This is a genomic window from uncultured Nocardioides sp., from assembly GCF_902805925.1.
GTDB lineage: Bacteria > Actinomycetota > Actinomycetes > Propionibacteriales > Nocardioidaceae > Nocardioides.
On sequence record NZ_CADCUP010000081.1, the window covers coordinates 1 to 8,939 of the forward strand.

Genomic DNA, 8,939 nt, shown 5'->3' on the forward strand with positions numbered 1-8,939 from the left:
GTACCCGCCGAGCTTGCCGGCCAGCGACTCGCACACCAGTGCGGAGACCTGGTTGCCCGTGCGGCAGGCGTCTGCGGCGGAGGTGAAGCCGCCGCTCGTGACGACGATCCTCATCCGACCTCCCGCCACATCGTCAGGTTGGTCTCGACAGCGGCGGAGTAGTTGCCGCGCGCCGTGTCGCCGACCGCGCGCAGTTCTGTGAGCTTGGACCTCATGTCCGCGAAGGAGGAGCGCCACGCGGCCTGCGAGGCCGTGTGGGCCTCGCTCGCCAGCCCCGCCCACCCCGCGTGCAGCGCGCCTTGGGCGGCCTCCACCTCCGTCGCGAGGTCGGCGAGGTCCTGGCCGCAGGAGTCCATGGCCGCGATCACGGCGGCCAGCTCGTCGACGTCGACCCCGTAGTCGGTCATCCCAGCCGCCTGCACAGCAGGTCGTGCGTCTCGGAGGACGAAGCATCCGCAATGGACGCGTCGTCGCGCGCCGACCGCAGCGCCACCGAGCTCGCCGCGAGGCCGGCGATCACGCCGTCGGCGCCGGTGCGCCACTCCTCCCACAGCCCGGCGAACCGGGCGGCGGCGTCCCCGTGCCAGCCCGCGAGGAGCGCCTCGACCGACGCCTCGATCCGAGCACGACGGGCCGCCATGTCGGCGGCCCGCTCCTCGACGGCGTCAGCGCCCAGGGACAGCTGAGCAGGGTCGAGCCGGACGAACATGGTGCCTCCCGAGGTGCACCGGCCGGAGCCGGACGACTACATCTGGGGGCGACTCTTCCCGCCACGGGCTCCCGGCGGAACCCCGGAGGTCCGGGCCTGTGGACAACTGGCCGTCGACCTCAGGCGTCCTCGACGTCCGCCACGACGTCCACGTCCCGGGCGGCCCGGACGAAGGCCGCGACCAGCCGGGGGAGCTCCTTGCCGGACACGAGACCGGCGACCTTGTCCGGGTCCTTCGGCAGCCCCAGGCGGTCGGCGCCCTTGGCGGCGAGGTCGTCGACGTACGGCGCGATGTCGGGCCACACGCCCTGCACCTCGCGGAGGAAGATCGCGGCCCCGGCGGGGCCGATGCCCTTGAACTGCTGCAGCGCCTCGTCGAGGTCGCCGACGTCGTCGGCCCGCTCGTGCAGCCTGCGGAGGTCGCCGGCGTACTCCTCCATCACCACGTCGGCGAGCTCGCCGAGCTGGGTGGAGGTCCGCTCGTCGTAGCGGCGGTAGTGGCCGCGGCCGAGCGCGTCGACGCGGTGCTGCCAGGTGGTGTCGCGGGTGCCGTGCGCGGTGCCGCAGCCGGCGTCGAAGAGCTCGCGGGCCGCCGCGACGGCGATCTCGGAGCTGATCCGCGCCGACAGCAGCAGGCTCAGCACGAGCAGCTGCCACAGCGGCGCGGGCTTGTCGGCCATCGTGATGCCGGCGTCCTCGGCGTACGTCGTGCCGTGCTGGTCGAGCAGCGTCCGCACCACGTCCTTGTCAGCCATGGACCGGTGGTACCCCGTCGTCGCCGGATCAGCGCGGTGCGCCGTCGGTGCCCGCAGGCATGATGTCCCCACCATGACCCGGTGGACCCTGAAGGCGGTCGAGAAGGCCGCCCCCGACCCCTCGTCGATGGCCGCTGCCCGCAGGCTCGCGCGGCCGGGACCGTGGTCGGGGACCGGCAGCACCGACACCCTGGTCTGGGGGCGGTGCCAGGGGTCGGGGAGGACGCCGTACCAGGTGAGCATCGACCTGACCGGGCCGGCGTACCGGTGCTCCTGCCCGAGCCGGAAGTTCCCCTGCAAGCACGCGCTCGCGCTGCTGCTCCTCTGGGTCGACGGCAGCGGGTCGGTCGCGGACGCAGCAGAAGGCGCCGACTTCGCGCGCGAGTGGGCGGCGACGAGGGCGCAACGGGCCGTGGACGCCGCCGAGCCCGCGAAGAAGGAGGTCGACCCGGAGGCGCGCGCGAAGCGGCTGGCCCAGCGGATGGCGCTGATGGACGCGGGGATGGAGGAGCTCTCGCTGTGGCTGGCCGACCTCGTCCGCGGCGGCACCATCGCGGCCAAGCGACAGCCCCTGTCGTGGTGGGACGCCGCGGCCGCCCGGCTCGTCGACGCCCAGCTGCCGGGCCTGGCCGAGCGGGTCCGCGACGCCGGGTCGGAGGTCAACCGCCGCGACGACTGGGCCGACCACCTGCTCGGCGAGCTCGGCCGCTGGTGGACGGCGGCGCGCGCGTGGCAGCGCCGCGACGACCTCGACGAGCGGGGCCGTGCCGACCTCCGGGTGTACGTCGGGTGGCCGGTGCCGACCGAGGAGGTGCGCGCCGCCGACGCCGTCGACGACCACTGGCAGGTGCTCGGCGCGCACCGCAGCGACGACGGCCGGCTCCAGCAGCAGCGCACCTGGCTGCGCTCCATCGGCACGGCCGAGACGGTCGTCGTGCTCGACTTCGCCGCGCGCGGCACGTCACTGCCGGCCGCCCGGCTCGTCGGCTCGGTCCTGGACGCCACCGTCGCCCGCTACCCGGGGTCGGGGCCGCGGCGGGCGCTGTTCGCCACCGAGCCCGCGCTCGTGAGCACCGACGCCAAGCTCCCCGACGGCGTGTCCCTCGACGCGGCCCATGCGCAGCTCGCCGACGCCTGGGCCGGCAACCCCTGGACCTCGCGCATCCCCGTCGTGCTGGCCGGGGTCGCTCTGACGGCGAGCGGTGTGCACGACCCCGCCGGCGCCGGCGTGCCGCTGCTCGCCGCCGGTGATCCCTGGCGGCTCGCCGCGCTCACCGGCGGCCGGCCGACGACCGTCTTCGGCGAGCTGGAGGACGGTGGGTTCCGGCCGCTCGCCGTCGACCTCGACCCGGCGGGGGAGGCGCGGTGAGCATCGACCAGTGGCGCGAGGACCTGGCGACCGCCGCCCTCGTCGGTACGGCGCGCCGCCCGGTGCCCGAGTCCCCACCCGTCCTGCCGCGGCCGACGCAGGGAGCGCCGCCCGAGACGGCACTGCTCGACGCGGTCGCGGTCGCCGCCGCGCTCCGCCGGGCCGGCACCGCCCCCCGGCACGGCGAGGAGGCGGCGACCCCTGCCCCTGACGACGAGCACGCACCGCCGCCCGACCGCGCCCGCCAGCTGCTCGACCTGCTCCTCACCCAGCCGCCCGTCGGCGCGCGGCTGGCGCCGTACTCGCTGCTGGTGTGGCTGCGCACGGCCCGGGCCACCGGGCGGCGGGCCCACCACCAGGCACTCGTGCCGCTGCTGGAGAGGGCGAGCACGACCGCCCTCCTGCGCCCGGCCGTGGTGCCGGTGCTCGACCACCGCGGCACCTGGCTCGCGGCACAGAACCCCGCCTGGGCCTGGGCCGCCGCCGGAGGAGATCCGGCCGAGCGGGCCGACGACGGCGACTGGGAGCTGCTGCCGACCCTGGACCGCGCCGTGCGGCTCCGCCGGGTCAGGGCGCGCGACCCGGAGGGCGGGCGCGCCCTGCTGGGGTCCACCTGGCGACAGGACGCCGCCGTCGTCCGCTCCGAGCTGCTCGCCTGCCTCGAGGTGGGGCTCTCCCCGGCTGACGAGCCGCTGCTGGAGCGGGCCCTCGACGACCGGGCCCAGGGCGTGCGGGAGACGGCGTACCGCCTGCTCGACCGGCTGCCCGAGTCCCGGCGTGCCCGGCGCCTCGGCGACGTCCTGGCCCCCTTGCTCAGCACCTCCGGCCTGGTGCGCAGGACGATTCACGTCGAACTGCCGACGAGGCCGACGAAGGAGGCCGTGCGCGACGGGCTGACAGCCGCGCCGAGGGGTCGGTCAGAGCGGGGGTTCTGGCTCCAGCGGCTGGCGGCGGGGGCGCCGTTCGAGACCTGGACCCGCGCCACCGGCCTGGACGCCGCCACCATCGTCGGCACCCTCGGCGACGCCGACGCGCTCGCCGGCCTGCAGGGCAGCGCCGTGGGCCGCCGGGACGCCACCTGGGCACGGGCCCTGCTCGACCGGGTGTGGGACCCCGGGCTGGCGCGGTGCCTGCCCGCCGAGGAGGTGGCCGAGCGCATGCTGGCTCGCATCGAGCGGGTGAAGGACGTGCCCGAGCTCGTCTCCGCGCTCCGCCTGGCGCCCGGACCGTGGCCGGAGCGCACGAGTGCGAGGATCGTGACGAGGCTGGCCCGGCTCGACCGTCACCCGCACCACCTCCCCGACCTCGTCGCCACCCTCGCCGAGGGCCTCCACCCCGCCACGGCCGGCGCCGTGCAGCGGCTGGCGGCCACCGGTGCCGGCCCCACCGACCCGTTCCACCAGCTGGCCCAGCACCTCTCGCTCGTCCCGACCATCACGGAGGCCTTCGCATGACCACGCCGCAGACCGACGAGCCGAGCACGGAGCAGGTGCTCCGCGGCCATGCCGAGGACGTGTACGCCGACGAGCTGGCCGCGCTGGAGGCGTCGGACGACAAGCCCCGCCCGCCGAGCTGGCGGCTCTCGCCGTGGGCGGTGACGACGTACCTCCTCGGGGGCCGGCTCGACGACGGGACCGAGATCAGCGCGAAGTACCTCGGTCCGCGACGGCTGATGGAGATCGCGGTCGCCTCCCTGGCCACCGACCGGGCGCTGCTGCTGCTCGGCGTGCCCGGCACGGCGAAGACCTGGGTCAGCGAGCACCTCGCCGCGGCCGTCAGCGGCCGCTCGACGCTGGTCGTGCAGGGCACGGCCGGCACGGCGGAGGAGTCGCTGCGCTACGGGTGGAACTATGCCCGCCTGCTCGCCGAGGGCCCGTCCCGCGACGCGCTGGTGCCGAGCCCGGTGATGCGCGCCATGGAGACCGGCAGCCTGGTACGCGTGGAGGAGCTGACCCGCATCCCGGCCGACGTCCAGGACGCGCTCATCTCGATCCTGTCGGAGAAGACCCTGCCCGTGCCGGAGCTCGACACGGAGGTGCAGGCCCAGCACGGGTTCAACCTCGTCGCCACCGCCAACAACCGCGACAAGGGCGTCAACGACCTGTCCTCCGCGCTGCGTCGCCGGTTCAACACCGTCGTCCTGCCGCTGCCCGACACCCTCGAGCAGGAGGTCGACATCGTCCGCACCCGCGTCGCCGCGCTCGGCCGCTCGCTGCAGCTGCCCGCGGAGCTCGAGGCGCTCTCGGAGATCACCCGGGTCGTCCACGTCTTCCGCGAGCTGCGCTCCGGCGCGACCCTCGACGGCCGGACGACGGTCAAGTCGCCGTCCGCGACGCTCTCGACCGCCGAGGCGATCTCGGTGATGACCAACGGTGCCGCGCTGGCCGCCCACTTCGGCGACGGGGTCATCCGCGCCGACGACGTGGCCGCCAGCATCACCGGCGCGGTCGTCAAGGACCCCGTGCAGGACCGGATCGTCTGGCAGGAGTACCTCGAGACCGTCGTCAAGGACCGCCCCGAGTGGACCGACCTCTACCGCGCCTGCCGTGACCTCCTCTGACGACGCAGCCGACGCCGCCGACGCTGCCGTGGCGGCGCCCCGCATCGAGGTCCTCGGCGTCCGCCACCACGGCCCCGGGTCGGCCCGGTCGGTGCTCGGGGCGCTGGAGGAGCTCGCCCCCGACGCGGTCGTGATCGAGGGCGCCCCCGAGCTCGACGTGCTCGTCGAGACGGCCGTCGACCCCGGCCTGGTCCCTCCGGTCGCCGCCCTGGTGTACGCCGCCGACGCACCGCGCCGCGCGTCCTTCTACCCGCTGGCGTCCTTCTCGCCCGAGTGGGTCGCCCTGCGCTGGGCGCGCGCCCGCGACGTACCCGTCCGGTTCGCCGACCTGCCGGCCGCCCACACCCTGGGGGAGCGGGACGACGACGTCCGGGCACCGCACCGGCCCGACCCGATCGGCACGCTCGCCCGAGCGGCCGGCTACGACGACCCGGAGCGGTGGTGGGAGGACGCCGTCGAGCACCGCACCACCTCGAGCCTGGGCACCTTCGTGGCGATCCGGGAGGCGATGGCCGAGGTGCGCGCCGACCTCCACGACGAGGACCTCGAGAACGACCGGCGCGAGGCGGCCATGCGCCGGGTCCTCCGCGCGGTGCTCAAGGGCGGCGCCCGCCGGGTGGCGTTCGTGTGCGGCGCGTTCCACGCGCCCGCCGTCCACCCCGACGCGTGGCCGCCGGCGACGCGCGACACCAGGCTGCTGGCCGGCCTGCCGCGCACCAAGGTCGCCACCACGTGGGTGCCGTGGAGCGCCGGCCGGCTCGCCTTCGCCAGCGGGTACGGCGCCGGCGTCACCTCGCCGGGGTGGTACCAGCACCTCTTCGCCTCCTGGGAGCGCGGCGACGACGTGGTGGCCGGCTGGCTCACGCGCACCGCCCGCGAGCTGCGCGCCGAGGGGATCGACGCCGCACCGGCCAGCGTGGTGGAGGCGGTGCGGATCGCCGACGCCCTCGCCGCCGTGCGCGGTCGGCCCTCGGTCGGGCTCAGCGAGCTGGTCGACGCGACCCAGACCGTGCTGTGCGGCGGCTCCGAGCTGCCGCTGGCGCTGGTGCGCGAGCGGCTGGTGATCGGCCAGGAGCTCGGACGGGTGCCGGCGTCGGTGCCGCTCACCCCGCTGGCCCAGGACCTCGCCCGGCAGCAGCGGACGTTGCGGCTCAAGCCCACCGCCACCGCGACCACGATCACCCTGGACCTGCGCAAGGACTCCCAGCGCGACCGGTCGGTGCTGCTGCACCGGCTGCGGCTGCTCGAGGTCCCGTGGGGGACCGAGACCGACGCGGGCCGCTCCACCGGCACGTTCAAGGAGGCCTGGGAGCTGCGGTGGGAGCCCGAGCTCTCCGTCGCGCTGATCGAGGCCGGCCTGCACGGCACCACGGTGCTCGCCGCGGCGGAGTCAAAGGTCGCCGAGACGGCGGAGCGGGCACCCGACCTCGCCGTGCTCGGCGCCCTGGTGGGGGAGTGCCTCACCGCCGACCTGCCCGGTGCGCTCGCGGCGGTGGTCGACACGCTCGCCGAGCGCACCGCGCGCCAGCACGACACGCTGGCCCTGCTCCGCAGCGTCGAGCCGCTGGCACGCACCAGGAGGTACGGCGACGTGCGCGGCGCCGACACCGCGCGCGTGGCCGGCGTCCTGGAGACCGTGGTCACCCGGGCCTCGGTGGGGCTGCGCCCGGCGTGCTCCTCACTGGACGACGAGGCCGCGTCGGCGATGCGCGAGGCCATCGACGGCGCCCACCGCGGCGTGGCCCTGGTGGACGACGCCACGCTCACCGAGCCGTGGCGCGGCGCGCTCGCGGCCGTGGCCGCCGACGACCGGATCAACGGGGCGGTGGCGGGCCGGGCCAACCGGCTGCTGCTCGACGCCGGCGTCCTGGAGCCGGCCGAGACGGCCAGGCGCCTGGCACGCCGGCTGTCGCCCGGTGCCGGGGCCGTCGCGGGAGCCGCCTGGCTCGACGGGTTCCTGCAGGGCGACGCGCTGCTGCTCCTGCACGACCGCGAGCTCCTGCGCATCGTCGACGAGTGGGTCGCCTCGGTCGGCGACGAGGTGTTCGAGGACCTGCTGCCCCTGCTGCGGCGTACCTTCTCGCGCTTCGACACCGGAGCGCGCCGCCAGATCGGCACCCGGCTGCGGCAGCCCGACCGGCCCCTGGCCGTCGCCTCGACGGCCCTGGACCTCGAGCGCGGCCTGCCGGCCGCCCTGCGCGTCGCCGAGCTGCTCGGGCTCCGAGGGGGGAAGGCGTCGTGACCCGCGACCGGCTCACCCGCTGGCGGCTGGTGCTCGGTGGCGGCGCCGCCGACGGGATCGACCTCGCCGCCGGGCTCGGTGCGGCCGACCAGCAGCGCGACCAGGCGCTGGCCGCGCTGTACGACGGTGAGCGACGCGGCGGGCTGGGCGGCTCCGCCCCGCGGGTCGCCCGGTGGCTCGGCGACATCCGCACCTACTTCCCGTCCTCGGTGGTGCAGGTGATGCAGGCCGACGCCATGGAGCGGCTCGGGCTCTACCAGCTGCTCACCGAGCCGGAGATGATGGAGGCGGTCCAGCCCGACATCAAGCTGGTCACCACGCTCGTCGGGCTGGGCCGGGTCATCCCCGAGCACAGCAGGGCCACCGCGCGCTCCGTCGTACGCCGGGTCACCGACGAGCTCGAGGAGCGGCTGCGCGCCCGCACGGTCCAGGCGGTCACCGGTGCCCTCAACCGGGCCGCCCGCACCCGCCGACCGCGACCCGCCGACATCGACTGGCGGCGCACGATCGCCGCCAACCTCCAGCACTACCTGCCCGAGCACCGCACCGTCGTGCCGGAGCGGCTCGTCGGCTACGCCCGCCGCGCCAACCAGGTCGAGCGGCACGTCATCCTCTGCCTCGACCAGTCGGGCTCGATGGCGGAGTCGGTCGTCTACGCCAGCGTGTTCGGTGCCGTCCTCGCCTCCATGCGCTCGGTGTCGACGAGCCTGGTGGCCTTTGACACCGAGGTCGTCGACCTGACCGAGGAGCTGGACGACCCCGTCGACGTGCTGTTCGGCGTCCAGCTCGGCGGGGGCACCGACATCAACCGGGCGCTGGCCTACTGCCAGGGGCTGGTCCGGCAGCCGGCCGACACCGTGCTGGTGCTGATCAGCGACCTCTACGAGGGCGGCATCGCGGAGGAGATGGTGCGGCGCGCCCGCGACGTCGTCGGCTCGGGCGCCACGATGGTGGCGCTGCTCGCCCTCAGCGACTCCGGCGCCCCGTCGTACGACGCCGCGCACGCCGCAGCCCTCGCCGAGGTGGGGGTGCCGGCCTTCGCGTGCACCCCCGACCTTTTCCCCGACCTGATGGCCGCCGCCATCGAGAAGCGCGACCTCGCCGCCTGGGCGGCGTCCGAGGACATCGTCACCAGCCACGGCGACTGACTGCGGCGCCGCCGGGAGGTCGACGTGAGCAGCCCCTCACCGGGCATCGCCCTCGTGGGCGCCCTGCTGGCGGCCGGTGCCGTGCTGGCGCAGCTGGTGGTGACCCCGTGAGGCGCCTGCTGCTCGGAGTCCTCGGCTCGGCGCTCGCCCTCTCCG

General features: G+C 75.8%; 8 protein-coding genes. 5 read left to right on the forward strand and 3 right to left on the reverse strand.

All coding sequences use genetic code 11. The features are described from left to right. Window positions 1–110: 110 nt before the first annotated feature. The 3 genes from QZX64_RS05765 to QZX64_RS05775 all read right to left on the reverse strand — a co-directional run bounded on the left by QZX64_RS05765 (window position 111) and on the right by QZX64_RS05775 (window position 1,464). Window positions 111–407, reverse strand: a complete 297-nt coding sequence (locus QZX64_RS05765) for a WXG100 family type VII secretion target (RefSeq protein ID WP_295657651.1) — start codon at window positions 405–407, stop codon at window positions 111–113. Next, entirely contained in the window at window positions 404–709 is a 306-nt protein-coding gene (locus tag QZX64_RS05770; protein WP_295657652.1) for a WXG100 family type VII secretion target, read from the reverse strand. The genes QZX64_RS05765 and QZX64_RS05770 overlap by 4 nt, the downstream gene beginning before the upstream one ends. A gap of 119 nt (window positions 710–828) precedes the next feature. Then, window positions 829–1,464, reverse strand: coding sequence for an endonuclease (locus QZX64_RS05775; RefSeq protein WP_295657653.1), 636 nt, complete (start codon window positions 1,462–1,464; stop codon window positions 829–831). A gap of 73 nt (window positions 1,465–1,537) precedes the next feature. Here QZX64_RS05775 and QZX64_RS05780 point away from each other — a divergent pair, with 73 nt between their 5' ends. From QZX64_RS05780 to QZX64_RS05800, 5 genes are read left to right on the forward strand one after another with little or no spacing between them, the layout of a single operon-like run. Continuing rightward, window positions 1,538–2,833, forward strand: a complete 1,296-nt coding sequence (locus QZX64_RS05780; protein WP_295657654.1) for an SWIM zinc finger domain-containing protein — start codon at window positions 1,538–1,540, stop codon at window positions 2,831–2,833. Next, entirely contained in the window at window positions 2,830–4,287 is a 1,458-nt protein-coding gene (locus QZX64_RS05785) for a DUF5691 domain-containing protein (RefSeq protein ID WP_295657655.1), read from the forward strand. Before QZX64_RS05780 ends, QZX64_RS05785 begins: the two co-directional genes overlap by 4 nt. Then, complete coding sequence (locus tag QZX64_RS05790) at window positions 4,284–5,393, forward strand: AAA family ATPase (protein ID WP_295657656.1); 1,110 nt, start codon at window positions 4,284–4,286, stop codon at window positions 5,391–5,393. The genes QZX64_RS05785 and QZX64_RS05790 overlap by 4 nt, the downstream gene beginning before the upstream one ends. Next, complete coding sequence (locus QZX64_RS05795; protein WP_295657657.1) at window positions 5,380–7,635, forward strand: DUF5682 family protein; 2,256 nt, start codon at window positions 5,380–5,382, stop codon at window positions 7,633–7,635. The genes QZX64_RS05790 and QZX64_RS05795 overlap by 14 nt, the downstream gene beginning before the upstream one ends. Then, window positions 7,632–8,783, forward strand: coding sequence for a VWA domain-containing protein (locus tag QZX64_RS05800; RefSeq protein WP_295657658.1), 1,152 nt, complete (start codon window positions 7,632–7,634; stop codon window positions 8,781–8,783). The genes QZX64_RS05795 and QZX64_RS05800 overlap by 4 nt, the downstream gene beginning before the upstream one ends. Window positions 8,784–8,939: the final 156 nt, after the last annotated feature.